Origin of the sequence: Allobosea sp. LjRoot237 (assembly GCF_964253285.1) — a bacterium.
GTDB lineage: Bacteria > Pseudomonadota > Alphaproteobacteria > Rhizobiales > Beijerinckiaceae > Allobosea.
Genome location: NZ_CAXUQP020000001.1, coordinates 1,515,719 through 1,530,083 on the forward strand (window position 1 = coordinate 1,515,719; position 14,365 = coordinate 1,530,083).

Below are 14,365 nucleotides of genomic sequence, written 5' to 3' on the forward strand. Positions count from 1 at the left end.
TGGCCGCCTTCAGCCTGTGAAGCCGCCATCGTCGAGGAAGCGGCGCTCTTCATCCGTGGTCTCGCGACCCAGTACCGTATTGCGGTGGGGGAAGCGGCCGAAATCGCGGATGATGTCGCGGTGGACGATCGCCCATTTGGTCGAGTCGTCGTCGCCTGAGGCTTCGCTCAAGGCGACGCAGCGCTCCTGGTCGGCGAGATCCTCGGAGTGCATGAACGGCATGTAGAGGAAGCGGCGCTCCGGGTTGTCGAAGGCCTCGTCGAAGCCTCGCGCGATCGCGCGGCCGGCGACCTCACGGGCGAGCCCGTCGGCCGCGAAGGCGTGAGCCGAACCGCGATGGAGATTGCGCGGGAACTGGTCGAGCAGGATCAGCAGCGCGTAGACACCCTCCGGCGTCTCTTCCCAATCGGAGAGCTCGCCGCGTGCGGCCGCGGCGACCAGTGGCCGGAAGCGACTGGAAATCTCAGCGTCGAAAGCATCGTCCTTGGCGAACCATTTGTCCGGGCCGGCCGCGCGCCAGAAGGCGAGGACTTCGGTGGCGGCGGGCGGGGTAGGCTGTCTCATCGTATGCTCCGGATCGGGCACTTCTCTCGGGGGAAGATATAGGTGCCGTGACGGCGCGCAGGCGATGAATTTTCTCCCGCGTACCCTTGCGCCCCGGCAAGCCGTGCGGTAGATGCCGGAACCGTAACGTACGGTACTCTCGGATCGATGAGCGAACCCGCAACCCATAGCCAAGGTGAGGCGCTGAGCGAGCGGCAGCAGGCCGTGCTCGACGCCGTGCTGGCGTTGATGGTGGAGCAGGGCGACCAACTCACCATGACGGCCGTCGCCCGCCGCGCCAGCTGCTCGAAGGAGACGCTGTACAAATGGTTCGGCGACCGCGACGGGCTGCTGACCGCGACCGTGCAATGGCAGGCGTCCAGGGTCCGTGCCGATAATTACGACCGCCAGGCGCTCGACGCAGCGACGCTGCGCAAGAGCCTGCGGGATTTCGCCGAGAACTGGCTGACCGTGATCACGAGCCAGACCTCGATCGCGCTCAATCGCGCCGCCATCGGCCATGCCGCCTCGGGCAAGAGCAATCTCGGCGGGATCGTGCTGGCGAACGGGCGTTTCGCCATCGGCGAGCGGCTGAAGCCGGTCCTGGAGGCCGGCCGCGCGGCGGGGCTCCTCAGCTTCGACGACGCCGAGACGGCGTTCCGCACCTTCTTCGGCCTGGTAGGCCGCGACGTGCAGATCAGGCTGCTGCTGGGCGATGCGTTCGCTAATGGACGGGCCGAGATCCAGCGCGACGCGGCGCGCGCCACCGACCAGTTCCTCGCACTTCACGGACGGCAGGGCGCCGTACCGAAAGCCTGAAGCCAAGAGACCAACCCAAGGAAGGACGCCTCCAATGCGCGTTTATTACGATCGCGACGCCGACATCAATCTGATCAAGGGCAAGAAGGTCTGCATCGTCGGCTATGGCTCGCAGGGCCATGCCCACGCGCTCAACCTGCGCGATTCCGGCGTCAAGGACGTCATCATCGCCCTGAAGGCCGGCTCGGCCACCCGCAAGAAGGCCGAGGAGGCCGGCTTCAAGGTCATGACCCCGTCCGAGGCCGCCAAGGTCTCCGACATCATGATGATGCTGACCCCGGACGAGCTGCAGGGCGACATCTATCGTGACGAGCTGCACGGCAACATGAAGGAGGGCGCCGCCCTTCTGTTCGCGCACGGCCTCAACGTCCATTTCAACCTGATCGAGCCGCGCAAGGACCTCGACGTGCTGATGGTTGCGCCGAAGGGACCCGGCCACACCGTCCGTTCCGAGTATCAGCGCGGCGGCGGCGTGCCGACCCTGATCGCGATCCACCAGGACGCCACCGGCAACGCCCATGACCTCGGCCTCTCCTACGCCTCGGCCAATGGCGGCGGCCGCGCCGGCATCATCGAGACCACCTTCAAGGAAGAGTGCGAGACCGACCTGTTCGGCGAGCAGGTCGTGCTCTGCGGCGGCCTGGTCGAGCTGATCAAGGCCGGCTACGAGACGCTGACCGAGGCCGGCTACGCCCCCGAAATGGCCTATTTCGAGTGCCTGCACGAGGTGAAGCTGATCGTGGACCTGATCTACGAGGGCGGCATCGCCAACATGAACTACTCGATCTCGAACACGGCCGAATATGGCGAGTACGTCACCGGCCCGCGGATCATCACGACCGAGACCAAGGCCGAGATGAAGCGCGTCCTGACCGACATCCAGTCGGGCAAGTTCACCCGCGACTGGATGCTGGAGAACAAGGTCAACCAGACCTCGTTCAAGGCGACCCGCGCTCGCTACGCCGCCCACCCGATCGAGGAGGTCGGCGCCAAGCTGCGCGACATGATGCCCTGGATCAAGGCCAAGGCGCTGGTCGACAAGACCAAGAACTGACGCAAGCACCGGACTTCGTAGGCTGCTTCATCGCGCTGCGAGGCTGATTCCGGAATCGCTCTCAACTGCTTGACAATCAACGGAACGGGCGCCCGGCAGGGCGCCCGTTCCGCGTTGTCGGAGGTCGCCATTGGAACCGCGCCCCGTGGCGGGCGTTTATGCTCCAGTCGATATCTGCAGGAGCGTGCGATGACCCGCGAAGACGAACAGAGGCAGAGAGCGATCGAGCGGCTGCATCAGCGCCATGCCCGTCACGGGCTCGCCGATGTCGCAAAGACGGGCTCATGGGAGGATCAGCTCCCCGTCCTGCTGCTGGGTGGTTTTCTAGCGGTCACCTTGCTGGCGAGCATCCTGATGCGCGCGGCCAGCGGCTGATACGATTCCGAAGCCAGCCAATGGAGGCGGCGATGCAAGACGACGTGAAGGAGCGCGAGGCGCGCATTCCCGAGAAGGGTGGCCAGCCGATCCCGCCGATGCGGGCGGACGTCCACTCCGACGCCGATCCGGCGGTCGAGACCCCGGTGGAGGCGAGGCAGGGCTTCCTCGACCGGCCCGTGCTGGTCGTTCTGGTGGCTGGCCTTGCCCTCGCGATCCTCGGTTGGGGCGTCGCTGAAATGTGGGCCTATTGAGCCCACCGCGACCTGGCCACGACGAAAGAACTCGACGACGAAACAGACCAGGCTGAACAGATGGAGGCGACGATGACACCGATCCGATCGATGCATGCGTCCCAGGGTTTTCAGTTCAAGATCGCGTATCTGGCGCTGGGCGCTTCGTTCGCCCTGCTGACAATGGTTGTGCTCGGCCTGCTGTAATTCTCCGCGGCGTCAACCGACGCTGCGAAAGGCAGGCATGTCGCAATTCTTGGTGAACAGGCTCCTCGACAGCGAGATCGTGCTGGTGCGCGATGTCGTCTGTTCCGGCGAGTGCCGGCATCGCAGCGGCACGGAATGCGCTCACGCGACCCACCTGGTCTTCCCGTATCGCGGCGTCTTCGTGCGCCATGTCGGGCGGGAGGATGTCGTCGCGGAGAGCAACCAGGTCCTGTTCTTCAACCCGCATGAAGGCTATCAGGTCAGCCACCCAGTCGCGGGTGGCGATGCCTGCCTCGACCTACGTTTCGGCGAGGACGCTCTCCACGAGCTTGTGCCGGCCGAGCTGCTGCGGAAGGGCTCGACCTCTTTCCTGACGCTGCACCGTCGAACCGATCCGCGCGCGCAAGTGCTCGTCGCCTTGCTACGGCACAGCCTGCAGCGCGGCGTCGCCGAGCCGCTCGAGGCGGAGACGCTGGCGCTGACCCTGGTACGGAGGGCGCTGGGCGAACGCACCTCGCATGCGGCCGGTGCGTCGATTGGGCGCCGCAAGCTGGTCGACCGGGCGAAGCTGGTGATGGCCTCCGACCTCGCCAGGCGCTGGACGCTGGCCGAGATCGCGCGCGAGGTCGGGGTCTCGCCAGTTTATCTCACGCAGGTCTTCGCCCAGGTCGAGGCCGTGCCGCTCTATCGCTACCAGCTGCGCCTGCGGCTGGCTCGGGCGCTCGATCTGCTCGGTGATTACGACGACCTGACCCAGCTCGGCCTCGAGCTGGGTTTCTCCAGCCACAGCCATTTCAGCGCCGCCTTCCGTCAGGCCTATGGCCGCACGCCGGCGGAGTTCCAGCGCTCGCTCAATCTCCGCTGACACAAGCTGTCAGTGATCGCGAAAGATTCTGACAGCGGCTGTCGGCCCATGGGTGTCCTGTTCGTCATCATGACGACGGAGACAGGACATGGGTGTCCGTTCGTCATCACAACGACGGAGACAGGACATGATCAGCTTCATCATCGGATCGGCCAAGCCCGTGCTCGCAATGGTCGACGGGCTCGGCCGGATTCTCGGCGCGATCGATCGCTGGCTGCAGTCGCGCCGCGATTATCGCACTCTCTGCGATATGACCGAGCGCGACCTGCGAGATCTCGGTTTACGCGACAGCGATCTGCGCGACGCGACGGCTGCTCCCTTTTTTGGGGACCCGACCGGGATCATCTCGCTGCGCGTCGAAGAGCGGCGTGGCCTCGCGGGCGGCGAAAGCGTCGACCAGGTCCTGCGCGGCCTGAGCGCGGGAGCACCGGCCCGCCCGGAGCGGATCGCTAAAGAATCCGACAGCGCCGTAAGCAGCCGGGTGGTCTTTCTCAGGGCGGCCGAATGAGCGGCCCTGAGACGGAGGAATGCCATGAGTGGAACTTGTGCCGCCTGCGATTGCGAGCTCGACGAGAACCCGATCAAGGTCACGGTCGGCGGCAATACCGTCGAGGTCTGCTGCGACGACTGCGCCCAGGCGCTGCGCGAGGCGGATGCCTCGCAGGGGCAGGGAAGCGAAGGCTAGAGCGCTTTTCGAGCGAGCTGGATAACAGGGGTCGTCATTGCGAGCGTAGCGAAGCAACCCAGAAGCGGCCGTGCTCTACATCCCCTGGATTGCTTCGTCGCTGCGCTCCTCGCAATGACGGTTCGAAAACGAAAGAGCCGGCCGCGCGAAGCGGCCGGCTCGTCTAGTTTGATCGGGGTCAGAAGGTGACGTGGTCCTTGATGTCGGCCTCGACATTCGAGGGCAGCACGCTGCGCTTCACCAGATCGTCGAAGTTCTTGAACTTCGCTTTGGCGCGCTCTTCGACGATCTTCTTGGAGCGGGCCTCGCCGATGCCCTTGAGCTGCTCGAGCTCGGCGGCGCTGGCGGTGTTGATGTTGACCTTCTTGGCCTGGGCCTGGGTGGCGGCAGGCGCAGCAGGCTTTGCTGCGGGAGCGGCAGGCGTCGTCACGGGGGCGGCCGGCTTGGCCGGGGTCGTCGGCTGGGTCGCGGTCTGCGCGAGGGCCGGGCCGGCGGCGAGAGCGAGCGCAGCGAGGCCGATGGCGAAACGAGACATGGTCATGATCTCGACTCCTGTAAGTCATGCCCGGTGGAGCTGGGGCGCGGATGCCGGGCCGTCCGCGCCGCCGCGCCGGTGGTGAACCGGAGGATCCGGTCTCGACGCGATGCCCGGACTTTCGGCCTGTGCGGCTGAACGCGATCTGAGGTGAGCGTTCAGCTGGCGTTGTGCTTTCCGCCGGGTTTTCGCCGCGATTGGCTCGATCGCCGCGCGTCCTAATGGACGCGACAATGGCGATCGAATTTGGTGTCGCATCGGACCGAAAAGTGGAGCCCACTTTTCGGTCCGATGCGATGGCTATTTCCCGGTGAACTGCATCATGTATTCGGAGAAGCGTCCGGCGCCGTAGATCAGGCCGAAGCCCCAGGCGAAGGAGGCGGCGAAGTTCGCCAGCTGGAAGGGCCAGAACGGCATTTTCACGATGCCGGCGACGAGCGCGATCACCGCCCGGATCGGCCCGAAGAAATGACCGATGGCGACGCCGAGCACGCCCCATTTCTCGAAGAAGTCGTGTCCGCGCTGGAGCAAAGCGGGATTGTCGCGTAACGGCCAGTGATCGCCGACGCGCGGGCCGAGGACGAGGCCGATCCAGTAGGAGAGCCAGAAGCCGGAGGCCGCGCCGAGCGCCGCCGCGAGCGAGAGCGGCATCAGATTGAGGCCCGAAGCGCCGGCAACCGCGCCGAAGGCGGTGAAGAACACCGTTGCCGGTACCAGCCAGGACAGGATCGCGACGCATTCGGCGAAGGCGATGAAGAAGACGATCGGGGCCGCCCAGTACTGGTTGGCACGCATGAACGCGACGAGCTCGTGCATCCATTGCTCAAGCGGGGGCATGGGCCGGGAATTCTCCTGAGAGCGGCGAACGATGTCGCGAGCGATAGAGCAGAAGCGTCGACTTTTCGCTACTACAACCCGCTGGTTGGCGAGACCCCGTGTCGCGGGCGGGTTGCCTTCGCGGAACGATTGCCTAGTGTTCGCGACGAACGGAAATAAGCCGCGCGCGCCGGGACGGCGCCGACGGCAGGGGACGGGATATCCATGGAGTCCAAGGTCAGCCCGCCCGGCGATGCGGGCGCGGCAGCAGAACTGCCGGCGGTCAGCCTCGCCGGCATCGACATCACCTTCCATCTCCAGGGCGGCCAGCGCTACCAGGCGGTGAAGAAGATCGACCTTGCGGTGGCGCCGGGCGAGTTCGTCTCGGTGGTCGGGCCGACCGGCTGCGGCAAGTCGACCTTGCTCAATGCTGCTGCCGGCCTGCTGATGCCCTCGGCGGGCAAGGTCACGATCTTCGGTCAGCCGCTTTCGGGCCTCAACCGCCGCGCCGGTTATCTCTTCCAGCAGGATGCGCTGATGCCGTGGAAGACGGCGCTCGACAACGTCAAGGTCGCGCTCGAGCCGATGGGCGTCTCGGATGCGCAAGCCGACAAACACGCCCGCGACTGGCTCGGGCGGGTCGGCCTGCGTGCCTTCGTCGAGCGCTATCCGCACATGCTGTCGGGCGGCCAGCGCAAGCGCGTGGCGCTGGCGCAGATGCTGATCCGCGACCCCGAGATCCTTTTGATGGACGAGCCCTTCGGGCCGCTCGACGCACAGACCCGCCAGATCATGGGCAATCTCCTGCTCGATCTCTGGTCGAAGGACCGCAAGGCGCTGATCTTCGTGACGCACGATCTCGAAGAGGCGATCGCGCTCTCGGACCGGGTCGTCGTGATGTCGGCCGGTCCGGCCGCCGGCATCGTCGCCGATTACAAGGTGCCGCTCCCGCGTCCGCGCGACATCGCCGAGATCAGGCTGGAGAAGGCCTTCCACGAGATCCATCGCGACATCTGGACCTCGCTCCGGGTCGAGGTGCAGAAGGCCTACGCCATGGGCGAAGGCAAGGAACTGGTCGCGGAGACCTCCAAATGAACATGGCTTTGGTGAGCCGCGATTCCCTTCCCCCCGCTTGCGGTGGGGAAGGGCTAGGGATCGGGGGCCGGAAAGCAGGGCTCGTCTATTCTTGCAACCAAGCGCCGAGCGGCGCTGCCCCCCACCCAACCCTCCCCACCGCAAGCGGGGGGAGGGCTTGTGTTGCGGTTCTCTCGCTCTTCTGCCCGGAGATCGCCGGATGAACCGCGTCAAGCTCATCGGCCTGCAGATTCTGGTCATGGTCGTGTTTCTGGCGATCTGGCACATCGTCACGACCACCAGCCTGTTCGGCGACATCAAGACGACGCAGTTCTTCTTCTCGACGCCCGGCGAGGTGCTGGCGCGGACCTGGAAGCAGCTCACCGGCGCCGATATCTACTACCATCTCGGCATCACGCTGACCGAGACGGTGCTCGCCTTCGTCATCGGCTCGGCGGCCGGCGTGTTCTTCGGCTTCGCCTTCGCCCGGAACGCGTTGCTGGCGGCGGTGTTCGACCCTTACATCAAGGCGGCGAACGCCTTGCCGCGCGTCGTGCTGGCGCCGATCTTCGCGCTGTGGTTCGGCCTCGGCATCTGGTCGAAGGTGGCGCTCGGCTTCACGCTGGTGTTCTTCATCGTCTTCTTCAACGTCTATCAGGGCGTGAAGGAGGTCTCGCCGACGGTGCTGGCCAATGCCCGCATGCTCGGCATGAACGAGCGCCAGCTCTTCCGTCATGTCTATTGGCCCTCGGCGCTGACCTGGATGTTCTCCTCCCTGCACACCTCGGTCGGTTTCGCGTTGGTCGGTGCCGTGGTCGGCGAATATCTCGGCTCGTCGGCGGGGCTCGGCTACAAGATCCACGAGGCCGAGAGCGTCTTCGACGTCACCGGCGTGTTCTCCGGCATGCTGATCCTGGCGATCTTCGTCATCCTGATCGATTCACTGGTGACGCTGGTCGAGAACCGGTTGCTGGTCTGGCGGCCGGGGCAGAGCTCGACAACCACGACGTGAAAGCTCAAGCGGGAGACCACAGCCGTTCAGGTCTCCTGGGCCGCCTTACAGGCGGGTAGACGAAACATCACCGCCGTGGGCGCTGACGAAGTTCATGATCGTCCCGGCGATCACATCCGCCTTCTGATCGAGCAGCATCAGCGGCACGCACAGCCGGTTTGATCTGCGGCGCCACTGTAACCCACCGCCGAGACGCATGGGGTTGCGGTGAGCCAGCAGAGGTCGGTCAAGTGTCAGCGCGACATGCGCGATGCCGTATCGATGATGGCCAATCCGCGCGCGAACGATCGAGTTCCAGCCGATCGCGATTCCTGCGCGGGCATCGAACAGGCCGTCTTGATCGATCTTCAGAATGGGGGACGGCCTCATTGCATCGATGAGACACGTGAAGGCCACGCCGAGCGCGAGCGGGACAAGCAGGGTCGCGACGAACCAATGCGCGGCGGCGAGAACCCGCGTCCAAGTCGAAACATCGCTGGAGAACATGAACTGAGGGATGAACCAGACGCCCAGCAGAAGCGGGAAAAGGAGTGCAAAAAGGGCGATCGTTACTAGGGTAAGAGCCACGCGATTGGGGCCGACTTCAAGCAGTTGCTGGTGATTGTCGTACGATAAGCCGCTTGAGTGAGAGTCGGATGCTCCGCTGTGGCTACTGATCTGATTTGTCATTGCAGACACGGGTTGGCCTCACAGCTTCCTGCAAGCGCAGGTTAGCGTGAGTTTCGTGAACAAAAGGATGTCTCAGCTAGTACGGTTGCGATCGCCTGCCGATTCTGGCGGCTGGGGCAGAGCTCGACGACCACGACCTAGCGCTGATCGGCACTTGCCGCTTCTGGCACGGCGGCCGACCGCTTGGCAGGGTGGCCGGCTTCGATCAGCCGCAGCAAGGCGAGCGCGGCCGGGGCGAGTGCTTCCGTCGGTAGCGTCACGGCATGCAGCGTGCGGCGGAGCGCGGGTTCGAGGCGCAGGGTTGCTATCCCGTCCGCATCGTCGATGGCGAGCTCAGGCATGATGGTCAGCCCGAGCCCCTCACGCACCATGCCGAGCAAGGTGGCATTGTCGCGGACCAGGCAGACGATTTCCGGATGGCTCGCCGCCGCCACCAGCAATTCCTGGATCAACGTCTCGCAACCGCCGCCTGAGAGCAGCATGCGTTGTCCGTCGAGCGCTTTCAGCGATACGGTGCTGCGCGACGCCAGCGGGTGGTTCGCTGGCAGGACGGCGAGATAGTCGTCTGAACAGACCGGCCGAGCGGCGAGTTCAGGGTGGGTCCGGCTGGTAATGCCGATCTCGACGATTCCAGCCTGGACCCAGCCGGTCACCTCGGGATCGGTTCCCTCGTAGAGCGTCACGGTGACGCGCGGGTGCTCGGTGCGCAGGCGACGCAGCCAGGCGGGAAGCAGTCTGATGGCGGCGCTCTGGACGACACCGATCCGCACGACGCCATTCAATGCCTCGGCCTGGCCGGCACAGCTCGCCAGCCGCGAGACCGCGGCGAGCGCCGCACGCGCCTCGGCGAGGGCCTTTTCGCCGGCGACCGTCAGCGCCAGGGTGTCGCGGCCGCGCAGCAACAGCTTCGCTGCGAGCACCCGCTCCAGCCCCGCAACCGTCTGGCTGACGGCCGATTGCGACAGACAGAGCCTGTCCGCCGCCGCCGTAAAGCCGCCGTGCTCTACGACACCGGCGAAGCAGCGCAATTGAACCAGGCTGACATTAGGAAACATGATCGAACTCTATTCGACTGATTAATTGGACTGATCGTGGGCGCATGCCTAACCCGGGGGCACATGCTGCTCAAGTGAGGATTGTCCCCAACATGATCGATATCGAAGCCGGTTCGCTGACCGTAGGCCTTGCCCAGATTGCACCCGTCTGGCTCGACCGGGTTCGGACGCTGGATAAGATCGTTGCCTGGATCGAACGCGCCGCACAGGCCGGGTGTGGTTTCGTCGTCTTCGGTGAAGCGCTCGTGCCGGGTTATCCCTTCTGGATCGAGCATACTGACGGGGCGCGGTTCGAATCGCCGCTGCAGAAGGAGCTTCATGCGCTCTATCTCGAGCAGGCCGTGCAGATCGAAGCCGGCCATCTCGAACCGGTTTGCACTGCGGCGGCGCGAGGTGGCATCGCGGTCATGCTCGGCATCATCGAGCGGCCGGTCGATCGCGGCGGGCACAGCATCTACTGCTCGCGGGTTCATATCGCCGCCGACGGGACAATCGCCTCGGTCCACCGCAAGCTGATGCCAACCTATGAGGAGCGACTGAGTTGGGCGCCGGGAGACGGGCATGGTCTGCAGGTCCACCGTGTCGGGCCGTTCACGGTCGGCGGGCTGAACTGCTTCGAGAACTGGATGCCGCTGTCGCGGGCGGCGCTTTACGCGCAGGGTGAGAACCTGCATGTGGCGCTCTGGCCGGGGAACCCGCGCAACACCGAAGGCACCACTCGTTTCCTGGCGCGAGAGGGACGCAGCTATGTTCTCGCAGTCTCCGGGCTGCTGCGCCGATCGGACGTTCCGGCCGATCATCCAGCGGCGGCGATGCTCGCCAGTTGCCCCGACGTGCTGGCCAATGGCGGATCCTGCATAGCCGGCCCGGACGGCGAGTGGGTGGTGGAGCCGGTCACCGGACGCGAAGACCTGCTGGTCGCGCAGCTAGACCATCGCGAAGTCTGGCGCGAGCGGCAGAATTTCGACCAGGCCGGTCACTACGCCCGCCCGGACGTGACGAGGCTGATCGTCGACAGGCGGCGTCAGGGGATCGCTTCGTTTCTCGACGAAGCCATGTCCTAGCCCCTCCGAGGTAGCACTCGACCATGGCGACCTAACGTAAGCTTCGCTTGATTCCAAGCGCGAACGAGCGTCATCCTTGCCCTTCCATGTTGGGGGGCGCTCATGGAACTCGACGTTCACGATCGCATCACCACCGATCCGACGCCCGAGGACATCGCTCGCGCTATCGACCAGCGCGGTGACGATCCCGACTGGTTCATCAATCTCTCCGACGGTGATGGCTATGTCGAAGCGGAGCTGGAGAGAGCCGGCCGGTTCCGATTGGCCTACCATTCGGGCAAGGCCCGGTTCGATGCCGCCGAGACAGTCGACACCGCGACGCTGAAGACGATCTTCCTCGCCTATCTCAGTGGCAATGACAGCTGGCGCGCCAACCGGAGCTGGCTGCGCAAAGCGTCGCCGGCCAAGGCGGCCGAAGCTTCGGGCGAGCCGCCGGTCTGGGCGATCGCGGCGGTGGTCGCCTCGCTCGCGCTGATCTTCGTGATCGTGGAAGTTCTGCCGGAGAGCTGGGTGGAGCGGCTGCCTTTCGCCGGGACGACCCTCGGCAATATCGCGCTGATCGCATCGCCGATGGTGGTGATGGTCGCCGCGATGGTGATCAACGCGATGCTCAAGGTGCGGCGCGCCAAAGGCTGGGCGCAGGTGCTAGGACACGTCACCCATTCGCAGATGACGACGCGCCGCCCGCCCGCCGGCAACGAGATCGGGACAGTCGTGAACGTCCCGGCTGTCGCCTACACCTTCAAGGTCGGAGGGCAGGAGTACCGCGGCACGCGCGTCAGCCTCGGCGACATCAGCGGCAAATATGCCGAGGAGGCGCTGGTGCGTTACCCGCTCGGCGCTGTGGTGACCGTCTACTACGACCCGGCTGATCCCGATGATTGCGTGCTGGAGCGCGATCCGCCCAAGGGCGCGATGAAAGGCTGCAGCCTTCTGCTGCTCGTCTCAGCGCTGCTCGGCGGTGGGCTCTATTGGGCAGTGACGCAGGGAGCCGAGGTTCTCAAGGCACGCATGCCGGATGCGGATGTCCCGGTGATGCTGTTCGCCGGCTTGTTCGGACTGGCGGCGCTGCTGTTCTTCGTCGGGCACCGGCGCTATCTCGCGCGAGCCAATGCCTGGCCGGTCACGCAAGGCGAGATCGTCTCCAGTGTCGTCGAGCAGCGTCGAACGACGGACGATGGCAGGGTGCGCACGAGCTATATCCCGATCGTCGAGTTCGCCTACACGGTCGGCGGCAATCGCCTGCACAGCCGGCAGGTGAAGCTCGGCCTGGAGGTGTCCGGGTCGGAGAATTTCGCGCAGAAGATCGTCGCACGCTATCCGGCCGGAGCGCCGGTCGACGTGCACTATGATTCGCAAGACCCGTCGAACGCGGCTCTCGAAAACCCGACCGAAACGAGCTGGATCCTGCTCGGCGTCGCGCTCGCCTGTTTCGCCATCGCGCTCTACGCGAGCCGCATCTTCCGCTAACTCTCCTGGCCTGGCAGGGCTCCGAGCTTCCGCGTCAGCTCGGCAAAACGCGGCGTCAGCTCCTCGCGTCGTTGCATATCGCGATCGAACTCCGCTCGTTGATCTGCCTCGCCGTTTTCGCCCTGCTGGACGGCTGCGCTCTGAAACATCTTGTCGAGCGCATAGGCTGCAGTCCGATCGCTGAGCCAGGCGAGTTCCTGCTGAAGCGCGGTGTATTCGGTCATGAGCTTGAAGCGCTCTTCGAACCGGATCAGCCCGGTTAGATTATCGGCGGCGTTGGCCGATGGGGCGGCTCGATCGCGAGCGTTCGCCTGCGCCAGAACGGCCCGAGCCTGTTCCGACAGGTCGAGGATGACGGCGTCGTCCTGCTCGGGTGCTGCCGGCACCATAACGGCAGGCGAGGTGCCTCGACTGTCTTGTGGCGGCGAGCGCGACGTCGATGCGCCCTGCTGGAGCTCACGTAGGGAAGGCGCAGTCCGGGCCGCTACTGCGTCCACCATGACCGTCTCCTGTTTCGTCCGTTCTGGTCGAAAGCCCTTGTCGAGGCATCGTCGGAAATCCCCGCATCCAGCCAATGTGAAAGGCCATCTTTAACAAGCCTTGAATCTTTCGCGTCGCTTCCGCGCCGATCGGTCCTCGCATTCGTGTTCACGTGGCCTGTCCCCGCGCTTGCCCAGCCCGCGGCAATGCGCCTATCTTCGTCGCAAAATCGCGCCTTTTACGAAGCGCGTCGTCGCTCAACCGGAGGAAACCTATGTTTTTCACTCGCCGCGCGGCGCTCGCTGCGCTCGCCTTCAGCACTGCGCTTGGCCTCGCGCCGGCCTTCGCCCAGAACGCCGAGAAGCCCAAGCTGACGCTCGGCGTCGGCGGCAAGCAGCTGCTCTACTACCTGCCGCTCACCGTCGCGGAGAAGAAGGGCTTCTTCAAGGACCAGGGGCTCGACGTCGAGATCAACGATTTCGGCGGTGGCGCCAAGTCGCTGCAGGCGCTCGTCGGCGGCTCGGTCGACGTCGTCACCGGCGCCTATGAGCACACCATCCGGATGCAGGCCAAGGGCCAGGACATCCGCGCCGTGATCGAGCTCGGGCGCTTCCCGGCGATCACCATCGCGGTGCGCAAGGACCTCGCCGACAAGGTCAAGTCGGCCGCCGACTTCAAGGGTCTCAAGATCGGCGTCACCGCGCCGGGCTCCTCGACGGCGCTGACCGCGCAATATGCGATGGTCAAGGCGGGCCTCAAGGCGACGGACGCTCCGATCATCGGCGTCGGCGCCGGCGCCAGCGCGGTCGCGGCGATCAAGCAGAAGCAGGTCGACCTGATCTCGCATCTCGATCCCGTGACCTCGAAGCTGGAATCGGATGGCGATGTCGTCTCGCTGATCGACACCCGCACCGAGGCCGGCACCAAGGCGCTGTTCGGCGGCTCGAACCCGGCGGCGGTGCTCTATCTCAAGAACGACTTCGCCGAGAAGAATCCGGTCACGACGCAAAAGCTCGTCAACGCGCTGATGAAGTCGCTGAAATGGCTGGAGACGGCCAAGCCCGAGGATGTCGCCGATCTCGTCCCGCCCGAATATCATCTCGGTGACAAGCCGCTCTACCTGACGGCGGTGAAGAACTCGCAGGAGAGCTATTCGCGCACCGGCATCCCGACCGCCGACGCGATGAAGAGCATGTACGATTCGCTCAAGCTGCTCGACCCCGAGCTGACGAACTCCAATGTCGACCTCGGCAAGACCTTCATCGACTCGTTTGCGAAGAAGGCGGCTGCCGGATCCTGATCCGGTTCGGCCCGCTCGTCGCGCTGATGATGGCGTCGCTTCACAGCGGCGCCATTTTTTTTGGCGGCTCACTCCAAATGCAAGCTGGACTTGCAGTTGTCGCGGCGCG

Annotated in this window: 18 protein-coding genes; 12 read left to right on the forward strand and 6 right to left on the reverse strand. The window is 65.2% G+C overall.

Features of this window, described 5'->3' with window-relative positions; translation table 11 throughout:
- Positions 1 to 9: 9 nt before the first annotated feature.
- The gene (locus ACSQ24_RS07345; protein ID WP_436094051.1) at positions 10 to 564 is read right to left on the reverse strand and encodes a DUF924 family protein; all 555 of its coding nucleotides are present in this window, start codon (positions 562 to 564) and stop codon (positions 10 to 12) included.
- Between the two features lie 147 nt (positions 565 to 711).
- On the opposite strand from ACSQ24_RS07345, the gene ACSQ24_RS07350 reads away from it, so the two are divergent.
- From ACSQ24_RS07350 to ACSQ24_RS07380, 7 genes are all read left to right on the forward strand, one after another.
- Positions 712 to 1,362, forward strand: coding sequence for a TetR/AcrR family transcriptional regulator C-terminal domain-containing protein (locus ACSQ24_RS07350; protein WP_436094052.1), 651 nt, complete (start codon positions 712 to 714; stop codon positions 1,360 to 1,362).
- Positions 1,363 to 1,396: 34 nt separating this feature from the next.
- Positions 1,397 to 2,416 carry a ketol-acid reductoisomerase gene (ilvC, locus tag ACSQ24_RS07355; RefSeq protein WP_436094053.1) on the forward strand — a complete coding sequence of 340 codons (1,020 nt, stop codon included), beginning with the start codon at positions 1,397 to 1,399 and terminating at the stop codon, positions 2,414 to 2,416.
- 189 nt (positions 2,417 to 2,605) lie between these two features.
- Positions 2,606 to 2,791 carry a hypothetical protein gene (locus ACSQ24_RS07360; protein WP_436094054.1) on the forward strand — a complete coding sequence of 62 codons (186 nt, stop codon included), beginning with the start codon at positions 2,606 to 2,608 and terminating at the stop codon, positions 2,789 to 2,791.
- 32 nt (positions 2,792 to 2,823) lie between these two features.
- The gene (locus ACSQ24_RS07365) at positions 2,824 to 3,045 is read left to right on the forward strand and encodes a hypothetical protein (RefSeq protein WP_436094055.1); all 222 of its coding nucleotides are present in this window, start codon (positions 2,824 to 2,826) and stop codon (positions 3,043 to 3,045) included.
- 223 nt (positions 3,046 to 3,268) lie between these two features.
- Entirely contained in the window at positions 3,269 to 4,096 is an 828-nt protein-coding gene (locus ACSQ24_RS07370) for a helix-turn-helix domain-containing protein (RefSeq protein WP_436094056.1), read from the forward strand.
- A 127-nt stretch (positions 4,097 to 4,223) separates the two neighbouring features.
- Complete coding sequence (locus tag ACSQ24_RS07375) at positions 4,224 to 4,604, forward strand: DUF1127 domain-containing protein (RefSeq protein WP_436094057.1); 381 nt, start codon at positions 4,224 to 4,226, stop codon at positions 4,602 to 4,604.
- Between the two features lie 24 nt (positions 4,605 to 4,628).
- Positions 4,629 to 4,781: a hypothetical protein gene (locus ACSQ24_RS07380; protein ID WP_436094058.1), complete on the forward strand. Its 153-nt coding sequence runs from the start codon at positions 4,629 to 4,631 to the stop codon at positions 4,779 to 4,781.
- A 178-nt stretch (positions 4,782 to 4,959) separates the two neighbouring features.
- Here ACSQ24_RS07380 and ACSQ24_RS07385 read toward each other — a convergent pair whose 3' ends face one another.
- Positions 4,960 to 5,322: a ComEA family DNA-binding protein gene (locus ACSQ24_RS07385; RefSeq protein ID WP_436094059.1), complete on the reverse strand. Its 363-nt coding sequence runs from the start codon at positions 5,320 to 5,322 to the stop codon at positions 4,960 to 4,962.
- Positions 5,323 to 5,616: 294 nt separating this feature from the next.
- Positions 5,617 to 6,153 (reverse strand): DedA family protein, encoded by a 537-nt coding sequence (locus ACSQ24_RS07390; protein ID WP_436094060.1) that lies wholly within the window; start codon positions 6,151 to 6,153, stop codon positions 5,617 to 5,619.
- 204 nt (positions 6,154 to 6,357) lie between these two features.
- On the opposite strand from ACSQ24_RS07390, the gene ACSQ24_RS07395 reads away from it, so the two are divergent.
- Both ACSQ24_RS07395 and ACSQ24_RS07400 read left to right on the forward strand, forming a co-directional pair.
- Entirely contained in the window at positions 6,358 to 7,227 is an 870-nt protein-coding gene (locus tag ACSQ24_RS07395; RefSeq protein WP_436094061.1) for an ABC transporter ATP-binding protein, read from the forward strand.
- Positions 7,228 to 7,426: 199 nt separating this feature from the next.
- Positions 7,427 to 8,218 carry an ABC transporter permease gene (locus tag ACSQ24_RS07400; protein WP_436094062.1) on the forward strand — a complete coding sequence of 264 codons (792 nt, stop codon included), beginning with the start codon at positions 7,427 to 7,429 and terminating at the stop codon, positions 8,216 to 8,218.
- A gap of 45 nt (positions 8,219 to 8,263) precedes the next feature.
- Here the strand turns inward: ACSQ24_RS07400 and ACSQ24_RS07405 are convergent, their stop codons facing one another.
- Together ACSQ24_RS07405 and ACSQ24_RS07410 are read right to left on the reverse strand one after the other, a co-directional pair.
- Positions 8,264 to 8,896 carry a hypothetical protein gene (locus ACSQ24_RS07405; RefSeq protein ID WP_436094063.1) on the reverse strand — a complete coding sequence of 211 codons (633 nt, stop codon included), beginning with the start codon at positions 8,894 to 8,896 and terminating at the stop codon, positions 8,264 to 8,266.
- 128 nt (positions 8,897 to 9,024) lie between these two features.
- The gene (locus ACSQ24_RS07410; RefSeq protein ID WP_436094064.1) at positions 9,025 to 9,942 is read right to left on the reverse strand and encodes a LysR family transcriptional regulator; all 918 of its coding nucleotides are present in this window, start codon (positions 9,940 to 9,942) and stop codon (positions 9,025 to 9,027) included.
- A 92-nt stretch (positions 9,943 to 10,034) separates the two neighbouring features.
- Between ACSQ24_RS07410 and ACSQ24_RS07415 the strand changes: the two genes are divergently transcribed.
- Both ACSQ24_RS07415 and ACSQ24_RS07420 read left to right on the forward strand, forming a co-directional pair.
- Complete coding sequence (locus tag ACSQ24_RS07415; protein WP_436094065.1) at positions 10,035 to 11,006, forward strand: carbon-nitrogen hydrolase family protein; 972 nt, start codon at positions 10,035 to 10,037, stop codon at positions 11,004 to 11,006.
- A 102-nt stretch (positions 11,007 to 11,108) separates the two neighbouring features.
- The gene (locus tag ACSQ24_RS07420; RefSeq protein WP_436094066.1) at positions 11,109 to 12,476 is read left to right on the forward strand and encodes a DUF3592 domain-containing protein; all 1,368 of its coding nucleotides are present in this window, start codon (positions 11,109 to 11,111) and stop codon (positions 12,474 to 12,476) included.
- On the opposite strand, the gene ACSQ24_RS07425 is transcribed toward ACSQ24_RS07420, so the two are convergent.
- Positions 12,473 to 12,976 (reverse strand): hypothetical protein, encoded by a 504-nt coding sequence (locus ACSQ24_RS07425; protein WP_436094067.1) that lies wholly within the window; start codon positions 12,974 to 12,976, stop codon positions 12,473 to 12,475. The genes ACSQ24_RS07420 and ACSQ24_RS07425 overlap by 4 nt on opposite strands.
- Positions 12,977 to 13,230: 254 nt before the next feature.
- Here ACSQ24_RS07425 and ACSQ24_RS07430 point away from each other — a divergent pair, with 254 nt between their 5' ends.
- Positions 13,231 to 14,256, forward strand: a complete 1,026-nt coding sequence (locus ACSQ24_RS07430; protein ID WP_436094068.1) for an ABC transporter substrate-binding protein — start codon at positions 13,231 to 13,233, stop codon at positions 14,254 to 14,256.
- Positions 14,257 to 14,365 lie beyond the last annotated feature (109 nt).